21 protein-coding genes and 2 pseudogenes are annotated in these 19,550 nt (G+C 34.4%); 2 read left to right on the top strand and 21 right to left on the bottom strand.

Annotation, left to right across the window (positions count from 1 at the left end):
* Positions 1-78: 78 nt before the first annotated feature.
* The 8 genes and pseudogenes from AC1DCD_RS07740 to AC1DCD_RS07705 all read right to left on the bottom strand — a co-directional run.
* Positions 79-174: pseudogene (locus AC1DCD_RS07740) on the bottom strand (PqqD family protein); the annotation flags it as partial.
* 27 nt (positions 175-201) lie between these two features.
* Positions 202-687: a peptidase S41 gene (locus AC1DCD_RS07735; RefSeq protein WP_464640196.1), complete on the bottom strand. Its 486-nt coding sequence runs from the start codon at positions 685-687 to the stop codon at positions 202-204.
* A 6-nt stretch (positions 688-693) separates the two neighbouring features.
* Positions 694-1,581, bottom strand: coding sequence for a hypothetical protein (locus tag AC1DCD_RS07730; RefSeq protein ID WP_464640194.1), 888 nt, complete (start codon positions 1,579-1,581; stop codon positions 694-696).
* A 53-nt stretch (positions 1,582-1,634) separates the two neighbouring features.
* A complete protein-coding gene (locus AC1DCD_RS07725) occupies positions 1,635-2,069 on the bottom strand; it encodes a hypothetical protein (RefSeq protein ID WP_008450176.1) in 435 nt (144 codons plus the stop codon).
* A gap of 6 nt (positions 2,070-2,075) precedes the next feature.
* Entirely contained in the window at positions 2,076-4,172 is a 2,097-nt protein-coding gene (locus AC1DCD_RS07720) for a protein-disulfide reductase DsbD family protein (protein WP_464640192.1), read from the bottom strand.
* A 240-nt stretch (positions 4,173-4,412) separates the two neighbouring features.
* Positions 4,413-5,123 (bottom strand): UMP kinase, encoded by a 711-nt coding sequence (pyrH, locus tag AC1DCD_RS07715; RefSeq protein ID WP_026302353.1) that lies wholly within the window; start codon positions 5,121-5,123, stop codon positions 4,413-4,415.
* Positions 5,124-5,151: 28 nt separating this feature from the next.
* Positions 5,152-5,940 (bottom strand): biotin--[acetyl-CoA-carboxylase] ligase, encoded by a 789-nt coding sequence (locus AC1DCD_RS07710; RefSeq protein WP_060933446.1) that lies wholly within the window; start codon positions 5,938-5,940, stop codon positions 5,152-5,154.
* 16 nt (positions 5,941-5,956) lie between these two features.
* Complete coding sequence (locus tag AC1DCD_RS07705) at positions 5,957-6,322, bottom strand: YraN family protein (RefSeq protein WP_019035691.1); 366 nt, start codon at positions 6,320-6,322, stop codon at positions 5,957-5,959.
* 82 nt (positions 6,323-6,404) lie between these two features.
* Between AC1DCD_RS07705 and AC1DCD_RS07700 the strand changes: the two genes are divergently transcribed.
* On the top strand, positions 6,405-6,857 hold the full coding sequence (locus tag AC1DCD_RS07700; RefSeq protein WP_464640189.1) for a nucleoside deaminase: 453 nt from the start codon (positions 6,405-6,407) through the stop codon (positions 6,855-6,857).
* A gap of 23 nt (positions 6,858-6,880) precedes the next feature.
* On the opposite strand, the gene AC1DCD_RS07695 is transcribed toward AC1DCD_RS07700, so the two are convergent.
* The 3 genes from AC1DCD_RS07695 to AC1DCD_RS07685 form a co-directional block, all read right to left on the bottom strand.
* Positions 6,881-7,456 (bottom strand): UpxY family transcription antiterminator, encoded by a 576-nt coding sequence (locus tag AC1DCD_RS07695; RefSeq protein ID WP_464640187.1) that lies wholly within the window; start codon positions 7,454-7,456, stop codon positions 6,881-6,883.
* Between the two features lie 69 nt (positions 7,457-7,525).
* Positions 7,526-8,275 carry a phosphoribosylanthranilate isomerase gene (locus AC1DCD_RS07690; protein ID WP_464640185.1) on the bottom strand — a complete coding sequence of 250 codons (750 nt, stop codon included), beginning with the start codon at positions 8,273-8,275 and terminating at the stop codon, positions 7,526-7,528.
* A gap of 3 nt (positions 8,276-8,278) precedes the next feature.
* A complete protein-coding gene (locus tag AC1DCD_RS07685; protein ID WP_060933444.1) occupies positions 8,279-9,079 on the bottom strand; it encodes an indole-3-glycerol phosphate synthase TrpC in 801 nt (266 codons plus the stop codon).
* Positions 9,080-9,352: 273 nt separating this feature from the next.
* Between AC1DCD_RS07685 and rpe the strand changes: the two genes are divergently transcribed.
* Positions 9,353-10,003, top strand: coding sequence for a ribulose-phosphate 3-epimerase (gene rpe, locus AC1DCD_RS07680; RefSeq protein ID WP_464640183.1), 651 nt, complete (start codon positions 9,353-9,355; stop codon positions 10,001-10,003).
* 78 nt (positions 10,004-10,081) lie between these two features.
* Here rpe and AC1DCD_RS07675 read toward each other — a convergent pair whose 3' ends face one another.
* The 10 genes and pseudogenes from AC1DCD_RS07675 to AC1DCD_RS07630 form a co-directional block, all read right to left on the bottom strand.
* Positions 10,082-10,678: a DUF6359 domain-containing protein gene (locus AC1DCD_RS07675; protein WP_464640181.1), complete on the bottom strand. Its 597-nt coding sequence runs from the start codon at positions 10,676-10,678 to the stop codon at positions 10,082-10,084.
* 617 nt (positions 10,679-11,295) lie between these two features.
* A complete protein-coding gene (locus tag AC1DCD_RS07670; protein WP_464640179.1) occupies positions 11,296-12,753 on the bottom strand; it encodes an MBOAT family O-acyltransferase in 1,458 nt (485 codons plus the stop codon).
* A gap of 139 nt (positions 12,754-12,892) precedes the next feature.
* Positions 12,893-13,645 carry an SGNH/GDSL hydrolase family protein gene (locus AC1DCD_RS07665; RefSeq protein ID WP_464640177.1) on the bottom strand — a complete coding sequence of 251 codons (753 nt, stop codon included), beginning with the start codon at positions 13,643-13,645 and terminating at the stop codon, positions 12,893-12,895.
* Between the two features lie 22 nt (positions 13,646-13,667).
* On the bottom strand, positions 13,668-14,417 hold the full coding sequence (locus AC1DCD_RS07660) for an exodeoxyribonuclease III (protein WP_008451189.1): 750 nt from the start codon (positions 14,415-14,417) through the stop codon (positions 13,668-13,670).
* Between the two features lie 6 nt (positions 14,418-14,423).
* Positions 14,424-15,122: a DUF4840 domain-containing protein gene (locus AC1DCD_RS07655; protein ID WP_464640175.1), complete on the bottom strand. Its 699-nt coding sequence runs from the start codon at positions 15,120-15,122 to the stop codon at positions 14,424-14,426.
* A 32-nt stretch (positions 15,123-15,154) separates the two neighbouring features.
* Complete coding sequence (gene folE / locus AC1DCD_RS07650) at positions 15,155-15,742, bottom strand: GTP cyclohydrolase I FolE (protein ID WP_008451199.1); 588 nt, start codon at positions 15,740-15,742, stop codon at positions 15,155-15,157.
* A 26-nt stretch (positions 15,743-15,768) separates the two neighbouring features.
* On the bottom strand, positions 15,769-16,503 hold the full coding sequence (locus AC1DCD_RS07645; protein WP_019035699.1) for an SPOR domain-containing protein: 735 nt from the start codon (positions 16,501-16,503) through the stop codon (positions 15,769-15,771).
* Between the two features lie 91 nt (positions 16,504-16,594).
* Positions 16,595-17,370: pseudogene (gene tpiA, locus AC1DCD_RS07640) on the bottom strand (triose-phosphate isomerase); the annotation flags it as partial.
* A gap of 20 nt (positions 17,371-17,390) precedes the next feature.
* Positions 17,391-18,875, bottom strand: coding sequence for a BT_3928 family protein (locus AC1DCD_RS07635; protein ID WP_464640172.1), 1,485 nt, complete (start codon positions 18,873-18,875; stop codon positions 17,391-17,393).
* On the bottom strand, positions 18,862-19,410 hold the full coding sequence (locus tag AC1DCD_RS07630; RefSeq protein ID WP_008451187.1) for a DUF1599 domain-containing protein: 549 nt from the start codon (positions 19,408-19,410) through the stop codon (positions 18,862-18,864). Before AC1DCD_RS07630 ends, AC1DCD_RS07635 begins: the two co-directional genes overlap by 14 nt.
* Between the last annotated feature and the right edge of the window lie 140 nt (positions 19,411-19,550).

Below are 19,550 nucleotides of genomic sequence, written 5' to 3'. Positions count from 1 at the left end.
AACGTTTGAATTGCTGAGAACACCAGTGTATATCGGTAGTTAAGGAGGATTCTATCCTGCAAAATGAGCTATAGGTCAAATAATATTACTAAAGTCGATATTCTCTTCACCTTCAGCCACAATAAGCTCTTCACCACATACGTTGCGAAGATTAAATCCGCTCTTTACTTTCATAGTTACTTTTCTTTTACTATATGCCTTTTAAATTGTTCCAAACAAAGGTATCCATACATGACTATAAATACCTAATAGATAACGCCTTATTGGACGAAGAAACATCCACAAAGCACTATATATCTTCCACTTTCTCCCAGTAGTTTTATCTAAGCTTTCTCTACCTTTTCGATAAAATCCTACCACTGCACCTACAACATTCTCTCTCTTACAAGTCTCTGTAACAATATTGCCATCGCCAAGCAATGTAATATCATCTCCCTGTATAGATATTATCCTATGTAAAACAAAATGCTTTGGAAATGTTTCACATAGCACTGGTTCGCCAACAGATATTGAAGAAGGCTTTTTTAAAATGGCTTTATCCCGACCACTTTCAAGGAAAGGCCGCATAGAATATCCTTTTAAAGGTATGGTTACAGAATATCCTTCTTTTAAAAGTCTAACTACCTCTGGGAAAAACAAGCCATTCGGAATATGTAAATCTTCTCTTTCTATATTTTGTTTACTCATCAACGTTTACTTTTTTGCAATAGCATTATAACACACCTCGGCAGCTTCTTTATTTGGCAAACAATGCAAAATATATAACTTACTCTTCTCTACTACTTTCGTAATAGTATTACAAATACATTCATGTATCTCATGATCCCACTTCATAGAAGAACACGATGGTAATAAAGAAACAAAACCTTGTATCGGAGTAAGCTCCTCTATCCAATTACAAGTATCACGAGCTATACGCGTAATAGATCCAAGCCTTGCTTTCACATTACGATAACAAGGCGTCTTACCACTCCACGGACTTCCATATATCCATACCTCTTCATTTATAATTCGCACTATAGGGTTGTCATCGTTCATCAAATCACAATCGGGAATATAACGCAGCCACATACTTACTTGTGTAGATTTTCCTGTCCCACTCTTTGCTATAAACGCATATCCATACCCATTATTACGCACTAAAGACGCATGTATTAATAATGTTTCATGTGATGCTGCTGCCAAAGAATATGAAAGCATTAACGCATTATTTAAACCAAAAGCACGCCTTACACTGTTACCTTCTACAGCACATACACACTTAGAAAAAGTCTTATCTACATGTAAAAGACAACATTTAACATTATCTATATCTAAAAAAGAAAATTGATAACCGCCCCCTTTTATATGGTCTACTATAATATCACCATTACCTGTATCAAAATCTCTTATACGCTGGAGCTGATTAGCTGAAAGCGGAGACAGCTTTTCTTTAACAATAACCTCTAACACAGCATCTCCATCAATGTTATCTACTCTAAATGGCTCTAAAGACGGCAATAAATACATATCATCACGCCCACTTTTCTCAAAAATTATGCGAACAGTCAATTCTGCTATACAAAAATTATTGATACTCATTTCTTTATCTTTTAAGTGGTTTTCCTTTTTTATATACAAGGTTATTACTATCTTTACTCTATAGGCTTGCTGATAGAATATGCAAATTCGCTTATAGGAATAGTTTCTATAAAATACCTATTAGTACCCTTTGCCTTACCTTTAGATATAGGCAAATATTTCTTTTTTATTGCTAAATATTTTTTGTTTATCTCTGCTTTTGTAGTAGCGTACACTGTTACACATGTGGGATATAAAGACCTTTTCGATGTTTGTAAGTAATTACGTAATTGGAAAGAATAAGCACTTCTACCCACTAAGAAATGATTTCTATCATTATTTACATAAGCATTCACTTCCTGAATATCTGTAAAATATACCGTAGAATCATTGAAAGAAGCAGCAAAACCAAACATATATATCTTAGCAGGTAGATAACCTTTAGCTTTAGACAACGACGTAAATCCTACTATAAAAACTAATATTAATACTAACTTTAATAATCTCATATCTTTTTATTTGTTTTTCTTTTTTGTATAATTATCTAATCCTTTATCAAGAAAATCTAAGTAAGCCGAAACATCTTCCTTAAAAGCATAACTATTATTAAGAGGTTTACCCATATTATCTAAAGGAACGTAGAAAGGCTGTGCAAGATAACCAAACTTTGTTTCTTCTAAATGACTCCACTTATCTCCCACAGTGTGCAGAGTACGTTCTGTACCATCTGAACGTTTTACCTTAATAGGTTCCTTTAAAGGGGTTTTATCATCTACATAAAGAGATATTAGAACATAATCTTTCATAAGCTTATCTGCCACACGATTATCGCTCCACACTGAAGATTCCATTTTACGACAATTAACACAGCCAAAGCCAGTAAAGTCTAATAATACAGGTTTACCTGCTGCAGCAGCAGCACGCATGCCTTCATCATAGTCGGTATAAGCGGCATGTACTGTTTTAGGAGCTAAATTAAAGTCCTGCGTATTGATAGGAGGAGCAAAAGCGCTAATAGCCTTACACGGTGCTCCCCATAAGCCCGGTATCATATATACGGTAAAAGCTATAGAGAGCAATCCTAACATTATAGCAGGTACTGGCATATATTTCTTATCAGAATCATCATGAGGAAACTTAAAGACTCCTATAAGATATAATCCCAATAGACCAAAAATTGCTATCCAAAGTGATAAGAACACTTCACGATCAAGCAAATGCCAACCATAAGCAAGGTCGGCTACAGAGAAGAATTTCAAAGCAAAAGCCAGTTCTACGAACCCTAATACTACCTTTATCATATTCATCCAAGACCCTGACTTTGGTGCTTGCTTAAGCCATGTGGGAAATAAAGCAAAAAGAGTGAAGGGTAAAGCTAATGCTAAAGCAAACCCAAGCATACCTATAGCAGGAGCTATATAATCTCCACTGGTAACAGCCTGTACTAAAAGTAAGCCTACCACAGGAGCTGTACATGAGAAACTTACTAATGATAGGGTAAAAGCCATAAGAAAGATTGATAACAATCCTGTCGTAGCAGATGCTTTATTATCCACCGCATTTCCCCATGATGATGGTAATGACAGCTCAAACCACCCAAAGAAGCTAAACGCAAACACCACTAACATTAAAAAGAAAAATATATTAAAAGGTGCATTGGTAGCTAAAGCATTAAGACGTTGTGGTCCGAAGATAGCTGTTATAAATAAAGCCAATCCCATATAGATGACAATAATAGATATACCATAAGTAATAGCATCGCGTATACCTTTCTTACGATCATTCTTAGCCCTTTTAAGAAAAAAGCTTACCGTCATTGGTATAATAGGCCAAACACATGGAGTGAGCAATGCTACTAATCCCCCAACAACACCCATTACAAAAATATACCAAAGCGACTGACTTTGATCCTCTGGTATTTGATTAAAAGACTTAAGCTCTTTTATAACAGGAGTCCACCATTGTTTCTCTACAGACATTGGTTGTGCTGGTGCTACTATAAGCGCCTTTGCAGAATCGGAAATAGCTTCAGGGGTGAAACTGCTATCTTTTTTTTCTAAAGATTGCAAACCTACATTATCTATAGTAGCCGTTTGGGTATCTTCTTTCTTTGTAAGTTCTGTTTCTATAGCCTCTTCTTTATCAGGTAAAGTTGCAGGGCCATTACCCTTAAAATCGAACTCAACATCAGTAGGAGGCATACACGACTCATCATTACACGAGCCATACTCTAAATAACCTTTGATATTATAAACCTTGCCTGTTATCTTATACTTCTGAATAAAAGTAACTTGTTTCTCAAAATAACGTAGCTTCATTGAGAACACAGGATCATTTAAATTTATTTCTCTTCCCTTTGCTATAAGTTTGCCTATAGGCTTTACACCTATAGCCTTCTCTATTGTTAAGCTGGTAGATATTGGGCCACCTGCAGGTAAGTCAGTAGAATAAACATGCCATCCATCATTAATAATGCCTTTAAACATAATATGCAGCTCTGTTGGAGATACTTTTTTCTGCTGAACACTAAAATGCACTGGCTGCCCTTGAGCGAAAGTAAAAGTAGAAACAAATAGTAGTATAAAAAATAATAAAATTTTAGTTATCTTCATATTATTGGAAAATAATCGTTTGCATTACAAATATACAAAAAGAATGATAAGATTGTCCGAAACAGAACTGTTAATAAAAACGAAAAGATTAAAGGAAAAATGCTTTTCCCTTAATCTTTTATATTATTATCAATTTTAAAATATTTAAAAAGTCCTATTTTCATCTATCTATAGCTCTATAATTGTTTTTATTATAATCTTCTTTATTATATAAAATAATTATTAGTTTATAAACATAATTTAGTTATGCACCAAAGTGCCAATATCTTCTCCCAGTATAACCTTTCTGAGATTACCTAAGACGTCCATATTAAAAACATAAATAGGTAGATTGTTTTCTTTACACATAGTAGTGGCTGTAAGATCCATTACTTTAAGTCCTTTTTTATAAATATCATCATAAGTTATTTCAGAGAACTTCGTTGCCGTAGGCTCTTTTTCCGGATCAGCAGTATAAATACCATCTACACGAGTTCCTTTAAGCATTACATCTGCCTCTATCTCTATGCCTCGAAGGCTCGACCCTGTATCTGTTGTAAAATAAGGATTGCCTGTTCCTGCAGACATTATTGCTACAGCGCCATGCTCCATAGCCTCTATAGCTTTCCACTTACTATAAAACTCTCCTATAGGCTCCATACGAATAGCAGTAAATACTTTAGCCTTTGTGCCAATAGCCTCAAGTGCAGAGCTAAGCGCAAGCGAATTGATTACAGTAGCACACATACCCATCTGGTCTCCTTTCACACGATCAAAGCCTTTCTGACTGCCACTTAGCCCTCTAAAGATATTGCCTCCACCTATTACTATTCCTATCTGAACACCCATATCATGCACTTCTTTTATCTGTTGAGCATAGTCATTTAACCTTTCAGGATCAATGCCATACCCCTGTTTCCCCATCAAGCTTTCACCTGAGAGCTTTAATAAAATACGTTTAAACCTTGCCATATATCTTCTTTTATTATAATTCTTTTTTTTATAAAACAAACTCTATTTCTTTAAATAAATACGACTTAACAACACCTTCACGTGTTCGCATTATAAGATGCCCGTCATCTTCCACTTCTACTATAGCTCCTTCAAATTTACCTTGAGCATCTCTATACCAATGAAAACCTTTAGAGTGGTAAAGGCTTTCATGATACAAGCCACTAATACCATCATACTCCCCACCCTCAATATATGCAAAATATCGCTGAAAAGATTGTAAGATTTCCTTTAAAAGATGTGCCTTATCTATATCGTGCCCTATAATCTGTGCTAACGATATAGGATTAGGTATATCTGACGAGAAATGAGTTTGATTAACATTTAGCCCTACTCCGAATATAAAATCCTTAATATGTCCGCTTACAATCTTGGTTTCTATTAATGTGCCGCTCAGCTTATAATCTTTCCAATAAATATCATTAGGCCATTTAAGAGAAATGTTTTCTGGAACATATTTATTAATAACCTCTTTCAATGCTAAAGCTCCTGCTTCTGCTAAAAGAAACTGTTGCCGAAGAGGAACACGTGATGGGTGTACCAATACAGAAAAAAGCAAGTTCTTTCCTGCTTCGCTTTCCCACTTATTAAGCCCTTGACCACGCCCTGCTGTTTGATAATCTGCCACAACAAGTGTTATCTTTTCACCTTCTTCGGGCAAGTAAGTACGTAAATATGTATTAGTACTATCTACCGAATGTAGACTCACTATCTTATAATCGGCTGGCACTTTCTGCTTTGCAGAGAATATATTCTTGATATTTTTAAACAATTCCATTTCTAATTCTTCATATTTATATAAAAGGTAAGAAAGCGTCTGTTATATGATTTATCTGCGGTTCCTCCTCAGGAGTGCCTACTACAGTTACAACATCAAACCTTACATCATAGCCTCCTCCATACTTTTTTATAAAAGCATTAGCAGCTACGGACAAAGACTTTATCTTAGACGCATTAACGGCAGCACTTGCGTCGGTAAAATCCTCATTACGACGTGTTTTCACCTCTACCATTACTAAGACATCTCCCATCGCTGCTATTATATCTATATCACGATGACCACAACGCCAGTTTCGATAAAGTATGGTATAACCCTGCTGTTGCAGATAATCGGCAGCAGTGTTTTCTCCCCACATTCCTAAATCATTATGATAAGCCAAAACTGTTTAATCTTTTTTTTATGTTACAAAGATATGTTTTTTTAATGTATATTCAAAATAAAACTTGTATTTTTGCAAATATATGAGTGCTGAAGAAGATATAAAAAAAGACCTCTACTATATGCAATTTGCTTTAGAAGAAGCTAAGCAGGCATATAAAGAAAAAGAGATCCCCATAGGAGCTATCATTGTATGTAAAGATAGAATAATAGCACGTGCACACAATCTTACTGAAAGATTACACGATGTTACCGCTCATGCTGAGATGCAAGCCATTACTATTGCTGCTAATGAGTTGGGGGGTAAATATCTTGAGGGTTGTACCCTTTATGTTACTGTAGAGCCATGCACTATGTGCGCCGGTGCTTTAGGGTGGTCGCAGATAAAACGCATAGTCTTTGGCTGTATAGACGATAAGCGCGGATATCATACGTATGCACCTAAGGCCTTACACCCTAAAGCAAATATTATAGGTGGAATTATGGAAAATGAATGTAAAGAGCTTATGCTTAGATTTTTTAAAGAAAGAAGATGATGTTTATTCCACTTCCTTTTAATCTATTCTACCCCTTCAATAGCAACACAACACCAGCGAGATACCTTTAACATTACTCCCATTCCCGGCACTTCTTTAAGAAGATAATATTTCTTATTCGACCTTACTAACCTTCCTGTCATGCCTTTCATAGGACCATATTTCACAAAAACCTTATTACCTACCTTTAGCTGTGCCTCCTTTTCTGTTAGAAATTTACGAAGCGTTATCTCAGGATTACACATTAAACGAAAGTCGTACATCTGCTTAGAAGGAATGAGAGCAAACTGACTATTATCATCTATCTTACGAATAACACTTATCTTAAACTTAGCATTTAAAACCGACTTCTTAAAAGTATAGTTATCCATTGTTTGCTTAACAAACAAAAAATTACGTATAACAGGCTTAAGAATATGCCCCACTCCACCCTCTGGCTTCATTATTTCAACATATTCCATTGGTACAAAACACTCGTAACCAAACGACTCAAAGTATGCTTTAACATCTTGCAACGACTTAGTAAAAAGACGAATAGCATACCAAGGAAAACCATCATTAGCAATAACCTCTGTTGAAGAACTTGAAAGATCTACCATAATCTACAATGAAAACAAAAGCACAACCTATCACAAGACAACACCACTCTTAATAAAAAACCAAAAAAACTACTCCAACCTACAAAGCTTATTTATAAATCCTCGCAACTTAACTATATCCTTTAAAGCTGGAGCCGTCTCAAACTGGCTATTAACATTAATACCTATACACAAAGAATGTTTTAAAGAATGTATCGCCTTTACATCATGCTCACCTATAGAGCCACTAAGAAAGAAAGGTGTACTACCATTATATGACTTTAGCAAATTCCAAGAAAAACGCTTTTTATCATCATCTGCCTTATTACTTTTAGCATCAAAAAGGAAATAATCAACATGCCCTTCATAATCTGCACATTGCTTAAAATCGGATCTTGAAGCCACTCTTATGGTTTTTATTATTTTAATGTTTGGACGTATATCAGTACATATCGTACGACGAAAGTTATCTATCATAACAGGACTTTCAGAGCCTGAGAGCTGAACGATGTCCAAATTGAAATTTACTACTCTGCTAACTATTGTTTGTGGCATATCATCAGCAAACACTCCACAAAGCTCTATTTCTTTATCCTTTATTATTTGTGCTAAATTAACTTTTTTGTTACAATCTAAAGAGGATATATCAGGCATAATACCGGTCTTTGTAGACAGCTGCTTAACATACCTCACACTATTTGGACAAAAACTTAAACCTATAATATTTGCACCTGCAAAAATAGCATCACTTATGTTTTGTGCATCACACATACCACAAACTTTTATCTTTTTAGGTATAAAAACATTGCTGTCCTTATTAAATAATTTACTAAACATCATAAGCTACTCTTTTAAGTCTTTAATAAATTTACATAACGCATCACCCGGAGCTTTCTCTTTCATAAAAACTTCACCTATTATAAAGCCTTTAAAACCTTCTTTACGAAGTTCCTTCACCATTTGAACACTACTAATGCCGCCCATACTCACTAACACCTTATCTTTAGGTAAACAAGGTGCTAAATGAAAAGAGTTATGCACGTCGGCATGGAAAGTTGTTATACTCCTATTATTCACACCTACAATATCTGGCTGAAAAGAAAGATAATCTAATTCCTTTTCTGAATTGATTGTAAGCAAAACCTCTAAACCCAAGTAATGAGCCGACTCTATGAGGTGCTTACACTCTTCTTTGCTAATACAAGAAGCCATAAGCAATACTGCTGATGCACCACAATATTTAGCTTGAAGAAGCTGATAATCGTCTATAACAATATTATTATACAAAATAGGGCATGTTACACCGCTCTGCCGAGCCTCTTGAATATGCTCGTCATATCCACCAAAAAACTGCCTATCAGTAACTATGCTTATAGCAGAGGCTCCTCCCTTTTGATAACTAAAAGCAGTCTTTCCCGCTCTTGCCGCATCATTTATCCAGCCGTGCAAAGGGCTATGCCGCTTAAACTCTGCAATAACACCTGTAGAAGAACCTCGTAAAGCCTCGCCAAGAGAAGAGCCTTCAAACAGGTATTCATTATTCTTATCTACATAAGCATACAGCTGCTTAATAGGCAAGAAACGCTTCCACTGCTCAAGCTCTATACGTTTAGCTTTTACTATTTCATCTAAAATATTGTTCATAACACAAAGATAATAATTTTATTTGGTTAAGTATTTATTTTTTTAAATGATTTACAACGTGAAACAATATAAAAGCATTATTCCATAAAATATATTGCTCAATATAAAAATATTATGTAACTTTGATTTCCATTATGGTAAATACTTTTATAAAAGTATATATACAAAAAGAATTTATTCAAAAATACAACGATAAAATAATATTATTTTCATAGCAGACTATCTTTTAAAAGAACTTTCTGCTGAAACAAATTATCTCTTTTAATTATAATTATGTCAGTTATTGTTTCACCCTCATTACTATCTGCCGATTTCCTTCATCTCTCTAAAGACATAGAGATGATTAATAGTAGCGATGCCGATTGGCTTCATATGGACGTAATGGACGGTAGCTTTGTGCCTAATATCTCGTTTGGATTTCCTGTTATGAAAGCAGTAAGCAAGGTTTTAAAAAAGCCTATGGACGTACACCTAATGATAAAACACCCCGAAAACTATATTCAACAAACTTTAGATTGTGGTGCTGCTATTATGAATATCCACTACGAGGCTTGCGTACATCTACACAGAACTTTACAAGCCATAAAAGCTACGGGCATGAAAGCAGGAGTAACCTTAAACCCTTCTACCCCTGTAAATGTATTAGAAGATATTATAGGAGACATTGACATAGTACAGATTATGAGCGTCAACCCAGGATTTGGAGGACAATCGTTTATAAAAAGTTCTCTAAAGAAGGTACGAAAGCTCAAAGCTCTTATAGAAAACGAACATTGCAATACCCTTATCGAGGTAGATGGAGGGGTAAATGGAGAAACTGCACCTTTACTAATAGATGCAGGGACTGATATTCTTGTTAGTGGTAGCTATATTTTTGGAAGTAAAAATCCTTATTCTACTATCAAATCGCTAAAAGCATTATAAAAGCAAAAACTTATATAAAAGAATCCTAAAAACAAGAAGTAAATACTTAGCTATAAGCATTTTGCTTCTTGTTTGCTATTATATCTCTTCCCAAAACGCACATATACCAACATAATCCTTCATGCCAATAACACCCGAAAAGGCTTGCTTCTCACCAAATAACAACAATTTACGACCTATATTATCTGAATGCTTCTTCAAATTATATTTATTCTTATTAGAAACTTTACTTAAGCATAGAACCATAACTTTGCTAAGATCTCTTTCGTCTTTATTATCAGCCAATAATATATATAAACCAGAAGTAAAAGGAGCGTTCCATTCTACATCTTTTAGATTTCTCTTAAAAGCACCTATTATATATCCTACCACATACATTTTTTCGTTATTCGGCACAATAGTAAGAAATTTAGATACACTCATAGGGTGCTCCATATCATAATGTTCTGACGAGCCCCCTTTACCCGTACCTTCACCGTTGTTAGGCGACTTGCCTGTACCATTACCGTTATTAGACGAGCCTCCTTTACCTTTTTGGGGCGGAACATTATTTGTAGGAGGCTTAGGCTCTGCAGGCTCTTCGTTTTTTATATCATCTTCTTCTATAATAGGTTTTTCACAAGAATATAACGCTAAACAACCTATAAAAAGAAGTAAACAAGCTATCTTTCTCATATATTACATATTTAGAAGCAAAAATACAAAAAGTTTTTTTATAGATAGGCAATAATTATATTTATAAAACACACAAAAAAAGAGGTTGGTGCAGGACGCTACCAACCTCAGCGTGATTTTAAAAGAAAGTCAAAATCACTTGAAAAACATATTGCAAATATAAAATAAATCAATTATATATCCAAATAAAATTATAACAAACGATAGGTTTTAACATTGTTATCGAACACAAGGAAAAATATTTTCCAATCTTTATATTAATTCATTGCAAACATATTATTAATACGCATATAAGGACATATTCATATAAAAAGAATATTTTTATGATATATAATGGCAGCCTTTTACAGGGCAAAACAGTATGTTTAACTTATTATTTTAATCTATTTTTAATACAAAAATAAATTAATTTTGATGCAAAAATAATCTATTTTTGCAAGCAACAGATTTTCTTTATTCTCTAAAACCATTAGTTTTCTATTTCTAAAAAACAGTGTTCTACATTATAATGCAGCTCATATTTTCTCATATTTTATCTTCTCTCTTCTACCATGAGCCATATACTACAACAAAAAGGGATACAGCCACACACTGCACTATTTCTTATAAATAGAGCGTCAATATTTCATATATATAAAAGGCTGCACACTATCTTGGCTCATATTAATGACTAACTGAAGTACAATAATAAATAATACAAGTTTTATCACCCAGTGTAATCGTACAAAATATGCCTGAAGCCAATTATAATCCTCTGCTTTAAGATATAGAAAATTAACAGCCACAATAAAAACAAAAGTCCAAAGAGGGCGAAAATATATAAAAGATTTAGCTGAAGATATATCGAAATGGTGAAATATCTGTAATAACATATCTGTTACTACACTCATGTCTTGAGCACGAAAAAATATCCATGCCACTGTGATATAAGAAAAAGTAACAAGCCAACTAAGGCTATGCACAAAGACAGTATCTCTAACTTTTTTCAGAGCAATATTATAAAACAGCTTGTGAAGAACTAATCCTACACCGTGCATTACCCCCCATATAGCAAACATCCATGAAGCTCCATGCCATAACCCAGCTATAACCATTACTATAAAAACATTATAGTAAGTGCGTATGGCTCCATGACGATTTCCTCCTAACGGTATATAAAGATAATCGCGAAACCATGTAGAAAGAGATATATGCCAACGATGCCAAAACTCTGTAAGGTTAACACTTTGGTAAGGGAAGTAAAAATTATCCTTTATATGAAATCCCATTATGGCAGCAATGCCTATGGCAAGATCACTATATCCTGCAAAATCATAATATATCTGTAATGAGAAACCTATTACAGCTATAAGATTCTCAAAACCAGTATAGGCTAACGGATCTGCAAAAACAAAGTTGTTATACTGGGATAGATAGTCGGCAATGACACACTTCTTAACTATTCCACAAAGAATAAGCCACAAGCCACGATAAACCATAGTAGAGCTAACTTTTCTATAGGAGTAAAGCTGTGGAAGAAAATCTTTAGCACGCGTTATTGGTCCGGCAATAAGCAAAGGGAAAAATGTTAGATAAAAAGTATAATTAAATAGCGAACACTTGCTATCTATACGCTTACGATACACATCTATGGTATAGCTAACAGCTTGAAACGTATAAAAAGAAATACCTACAGGAAGCAAGAAAGCTTTAAAGGAAATATTAGTAGAAATAATATTATGTATGATATCGAGAGTAAAGCCAGCATATTTTAAGAAGAAAAGAGGAAGAATCTCTATAAAAATGATAATTGCCAACGCCCATTTCTTTGTATGTGTGCCTTTAATATTATCCATCTTCTTTGTAAGAAACCATGACAAAAAGGTGTTTAATAACAATAACAACACTGCCCACTTACCTACTAATATAGCAAAGAGAATATTAAAAGCTATTACCCATAGCTTTTGTACGATGTAGCTTTGTTTAGATAAAAAAACAAAGATAACCATAAAAAAGATAAACAACACCATGAAAGGTATCGTACACAGCGACCAATCTGCTGTATCAAGGAGCGACTGCCATTGTGTTGTTATCATATTATTTTACCTTTTCATCGTTTATATTCATCACTGCTTACTTAATAAATTGACAATAAAAAGCAGGTATCACACTTATTAAGACATTAATATCTTTAAATCTTCTTACAGGCTATATCATATATACATACACTCATTCTTAAAAATTTTCAAATGATGGAGATAGCGTTTTTGTTTTAGTTGGCTTATGATGTCCTTTAGGAACGTTTAAAAAAAGTTGAGCCGAACACTTTTTACTATTAAGAAATTTGGCTACTTCGTCCATCCAATAAGCTGCCGATTCCCATGTAGGGTGATAATGATCGCTACCGCGATAAAGCTTTAACGGACGACTATCATAGAAAAACCCCTTGCCAGAATAATTTTTTATCAAATCGACAATGCCTGTATCTCCATTCCAGTCGTTAGGACTTATCCATACCAGAGGTAGATTTCCCACCTTTTTTAATATCTGAGCTATATACTGTCTTCGCTCTTCAAGGTCGTTTACAAAAAGCTCGTTACTTCCTATACATATTATAAGATATGTAGGTCTGTACTTTTTAATAAAATGTTCTATCACATTGCTCTTTGCCCATCGCTCTGTAGTGGAACTATACCATATAATACTATAAAGAATATGACCACTCTCTCCGCAATAATCACCAAAGCGACGTGATAAACCCTCTACCATAGAATCGCCAAAGAAGAGTATTCTCTGATGTCTATATACATACTGCTTATGCTTATTTACCTCTATGGGCTTAGATATAACATTAGAAAAGGGCATAGGAAGATGCAGCTTCTTTAGTAGAAAGGTACCTAAAACTATATCTTTAGGTATCAAAGCATAGCAAAAAATAACTACTAAAGATACTATCATTAACAAAAGTACTTTCGCTTGCACCTTCATAGATCCTGTTATAAAGCCCCTTTTACTTTAAAATAATCTCTACAGGACAATGGTCGCTACCAAGTATTTCTGTATGAATCTTAGCCTCTTCAAGGCTCTCGCGCAAACGATCTGAGATGAGAAAATAATCTATACGCCACCCTATGTTCTTTTCTCGTGCCTTAAAACGATATGACCACCATGAGTAAGTAACCTGCTCGGGGTAAAGGAAACGAAAAGTATCAGTAAAGCCATTGCTTAGAAGAGTGGTCATCTTTTCGCGCTCTTCATCTGAAAATCCTGCATTGAAATGATTACTCTTAGGGTTCTTTAGATCTATCTCTTCATGTGCTACATTCATGTCGCCACAAACAATAACAGGCTTATGCTTGTCTAAACTATGTAGATATGACTGAAAGTCAGTTTCCCATTGCATACGATAAGGTAAACGTTTAAGCTGATCTTGAGAATTAGGAGTATAAACAGTAACCAGATAAAAATCTGCCATTTCTAAAGTTATAACCCTACCCTCATGATCATGCTCCTCTATACCAATACCTCTTGATACAGACAATGGGGTATGTTTAGTAAAAATAGCTGTACCAGAATATCCCTTCTTGTCAGCATAATTCCAATAAGATTCATAACCCGGGAAAGACAAATCAAGCTGCCCTTCCTGCATTTTAGTTTCTTGTAAACAAAAGAAATCGGCATCTAATGCCAAAAATTCTTCCTTAAAATTCTTGCCAACACAAGCACGAAGCCCGTTGACATTCCATGATATAAACTTCATTAAAAATTATTTTTTATGACTAACCGACTTGTAAAAAAACTGTGAAGGACTATATTCTTTTACAAGTTTCAACACTTCTCCTTTTTCATTTGTTTCCACCAAATATTGAAAAACTCCATTAATAGCCATACTCTCAGGAGATGTTATATAATAGCTACTATATGTATACGCATATATATTCTTACCGTTTTCAGTGCCATCGGTTTGCATCAACATATAATAATGATCTTTTTTTAGATAATTAAGCTTAAACTTTATATTTTCTATCGGTATAAAGCTCCATGCTGGATCATTCACTCTCACAGAGCCAACAATAGCTTTATAGCTTACATCTGGCAGACTGCTGATGCCATTTTTTACAAGACTCAAGCTGTCATAAAGAGCTTTTTCCACTAAAGAAGCACTCTTTGGCATTTGTATACTATTAGCTATCTTACTAATAGGAAACTTAGGAATCGTTATATAATAATTGTTCTTTTCTTGTGAAGCTATCCACGAAACATTATTAACATCTTCCTTTACTCCAAGACTATTTGCAAACTTTAATGTCCCATTCCAAGAACCTAACGAGCTCTTTACAGCTTTCTTTAAAAACTCATTATCAGTATTGCTTTTATTATCGCTATCACCTAAACACGAACTTACTGTAAACAATACTATAACGCCTAAAGATGATAACACTAATGCTCTTAAATTAAACTTCATAAAACTTTTCTTTATTTTGTAATTTCCTTAATTTATATATTCTTTCCATGAAGAAGAGTCATAAACTCTTCTCTGGTTTTTGCCTGATTAAAAGCACCACTAAAAGAGCTTGTTGTAGTTATTGCATTTTGCTTCTCTACACCACGCATCTGCATACACATATGTTTTGCTTCAAGCACTACCATAACACCAAGCGGACAAAGAGTGTCTTGTATGCAATCTTTTATCTGCTCTGTTAATCGTTCTTGCACCTGAAGACGATGACTAAATATGTCTATAACACGCGCCACCTTACTTAATCCTGTTATCTTACCATTAGGAATATAAGCAACATGAGCCTTTCCATAGAAAGGTAACATGTGATGTTCACACATAGAGAAAAAGTCTATATCCTTAACTATTACCATCTGGTTATATTTCTCTTCAAAAAGCGCATCAGTAAGCACTTTGTGAGGATCCTGCGTGTAACCACGAGTAAGTACTTGCATAGCTTTTGCTACACGCATAGGAGTTTTCTCTAAACCTTCACGAGAAGGATCTTCACCAAGAAGAGATAATATTTTTTCATAATGAAAGGCTAATTCTTCTAAACCTTCACGAAACTCGTTACCTTTTGCCATTAAGTATTTTGTATCTATTATATATATTAATAAGGTGAATAAGATTCTTTAGGAATACCAATATATGGTGTTTCTTCTACTACTTGTGTAGTTTTTACAGAAATAATTGTGCGAATAACATTAGCATTAGGATACCCTGCCTTACGCATTTTAAGAGCAATCTTTCGAGCAACATGATAGTTAGTGAAATTTCCAACTAAGCACATCCAGCGCGGTGTATAAAAATGAACATATACAGGCTGCGAAGGAAAAAGAGATTTAACCTTCTTTCCTGCTTTATTTGCATCTTGATGAGCTATGCGAGTATTTCCTCCACTATACACTTGTACTCTAAAACCTCTTACCTTTTTAAACGTATGCTTAAGACGTTTAGTTACTATCTGACTTTCACCGTCCTCTCCATCAGACATCGAAACATGAGGTTTCTTCACAAGTTTTCTTACAAGCTTTGTCCTTGGAGCAGAAACTATATCATTAGACGATTGTGGCTTACCTGAAGATATTACAGGTGTTTGCACACGTTCCATTACAGGTTCTTGCAGCCGAGAGTGAGAAGAAGGTGGCACTACTGGCACATAAGACTGTTTTTTATCCTCCCTTGTAGTTTTCTTTTCTGTTTTTAGTTGCTTTTTTGTTTTAGCTTTCTTACCATTCACAATGGCTTCAATATCTGAACTCTGCGTTACAGTAACAACGCCTTGTGCAGAAATAGAATTAATATAACATAGTATAAGATATAATATTACAAGAAGTTTTTTCATCTTCTTTACTTATATATGAGAAAATATCCCGCTAAAGGAGCAAAAAACTCCTCCTTTAAACGGGATTTATATAAATTCTTTATCTAAAATATTACTTCTTCCAAGCATCAATAATACCCTTGAAATCAGCACACTTCAAAGAAGCACCACCTATTAAGCCACCATCTATATTTGGCTTAGAGAATAGTTCTGGAGCATTACTAGCCTTACAGCTACCACCATAAAGCACAGATGTTTCATCTGCTACTTCCTTATTATAGTTTTCAGCTACAATCTGTCTAATATAAGCACACATCTCTTCTGCTTGCTCTGATGTAGCTGTCTTACCTGTACCAATAGCCCAAATAGGCTCATAAGCTAAAATTATATTCTTCCATTCCTCCTCTGAAAGATGAAAAACAGACCCTGCAAGCTCTGCTTTTACTACTTCATTTTGCTTCTCAGCCTCACGCTCTGCTAAAGTTTCACCACAACAGAAGATAACTTTCAGCCCATTTGCTAATGCTAACTGTACCTTTTCCTTTAAAATCTCTGCTGTTTCACCATAATATTCACGACGCTCAGAATGTCCCAAAATAACATATTGTGCACCTGTACTCTTTACCATAGCAGCAGAAACCTCACCTGTATAAGCTCCACTAACCTTGTCAGCACAATTTTCTGCACCTAATCCCACTACAGAAGAATCTAATACATTAGCAACACTTGCTAAATGAATAAAAGGAGTACAAATAATAACATCACAGTTTGGCTTTTCTGCTGTCAACACTTCATTAATCTCCTTAGCTAAAGCTATACCCTCCTGCAGGTTCTCGTTCATCTTCCAGTTACCTGCAACAATTTTCTTTCTCATTATCTATTATTTTTAATTAAGTTTATATATGTTATTAAATACTTGTCTTATCTTGATCTGGAGTATCTTTTTTGTCATTTTTGAGCTTATCAACCATACTTTTACTTGCATTTGAAACAGCCTTACCAGCATTACCCATTACCTTTTCAGCTTGCCCCATTACCTTTTCTGCCTTATGTAACATCTTTGCTGTTTGCCCTTTCTCTTGATTAATAAGCCATTTCTCCTTCATCTTTATCCATCTTTCTTTCTTTTTTATCCATACAGACCATGCCCAAAACCTATCAGCTACAATAAGTAAGATAAGAGGTAAAACATAACACAAAAGTATTAAAACTATTTTTCCCAATGTGTTATCTTCAGGCTCATGACCAATAGTAAGCAAACTTAACGGAGCGTTAAGCTTTTCTGCCTTTGGTATATCATTATGATTCCATTTGTTTATAATTGTCCCCTTATACAATAAGACTAAACCTGGGTTACTACGAATAATAGTTTTTAACGTAGTACCATCAGCAGAATAGAAAGGATATTCTGCTCCCGTTATATTCCTCCAATGCTTAATAGAAGTATCTGTGCTTGCCGTTATAGCCATAAAAGGATAATTATTTTCCTTTGCATATTTATAAATAGCATCTATATCACTGAAATTAGCATCGTCGGCTTGTTCTATAAATGGGATAATAAGTAAAAATACATATCCATCATGCGTAAGCACAGAGCCGGTAATATCTTCCCCCGTTCTATCATTTGTAATAGAAAAATCGTGTATAGGAGGCTCATAACCTTTCTCTATTATTTGCTGACGCGAGTCTTTAAACACCCACGTAGTATCATTATAAGGATAATTTTTCTCATCAAACTCCTTTGTAATACCATTTTTCTCGCAAATAAACGTAGTCTTAAATTTTGTTTGCTTTGCACCTTTAGGTATCTCCATAGCCTTCTTTATGTTTTGACCAATGAAATAAGGGCGGAAATCAAATATAGGCAAATGGTAAAGACTCAAAGCAGAAACGACAAGAATAAATATTATAGTAAAGTTAGATGCTATCCATTGATTATTCTTTGAAATAAAACGAGGCTGATAAAGCGGCCACTTAACTAAAGCCAATGAAGCAAGAAACAATATAATATTCTTAGAAAAAGTTTGTATATTTGTAAGCTTTAATGCATCTCCAAAGCAGCCACAGTCCTGAATAGGATTACTAATGGTAAGCCATAAAGTAATAATAGTCATTATAAAGGCAAACACTAATACTATTCTACTAACCTTACGCCGCTGAATAGCAAGCAAAAGAAGGACTCCCAAAGTAAACTCCACTGCAGATAACCCTATCGAAAGCAATAATTGCACCCAATCAGGCACATAGCTCGACATATGTAGCACTTCAATATATTCTTTTATCTTATATTGAGAGCCTAAAGGATCTATTGCTTTAACAAATCCAGAAAAGATAAAAGTTAAAGCAAGAATTACTCTAGCTATATTTACTATAATAATCTTAGTCTTCTTCATTAAGCTTTATAACACTAAAAATAGCATAATTTATAATATCTATATAGTTAGCATCAACGCCTTCACTTACTAAAGTTTTACCTTTATGATCCTCTATTTCCTTTATACGCTGAAGCTTAGTAAGAATAATATCGGTAAAACTACTTACGCGCATATCTCGCCAAGCCTCGCCATAATCGTGATTTTTCTTTAACATAAGCTCAAAAGCCACGTTAGCATATTTATCATACAATGCTAAAGCTTCATCATTATCAACATCTATCGTATCAACAAATCCCTTATCAAGCTGTATTAAACCTATAATGCCATAGTTAATAAGCGCAACAAACTCAGACAAAACATCTTCGCCAACTAAGTTCTCTCCTGTAATCTCTATAGAGCGAATACGTTTAGCTTTAATAAAGAGCTGATCAGTAAGAGAAGAGGGGCGTAAAATACGCCATGATGCTTGGTAGTCATAAAGCTTCTTCTTAAACAATTCTCTACAGTTCCTAAGTACTTCTTTAAATTCTTGCAGTGTATCTGACTTTTGCATTGTTATTTACTAAACATCTATTTTCATGCAAAAATACTCAAAAAGAATGGATTTCCAAAGATTTTTCAATATTATAACAGCAATAAAACTAAAGACATATCAATGTCATAATACTTTGTTCTAAACTAAAAGACCTCTAC

Source organism: Prevotella sp. C0209C1, from assembly GCF_056583855.1.
This window is presented reverse-complemented; position numbering and strand designations above follow the sequence as displayed.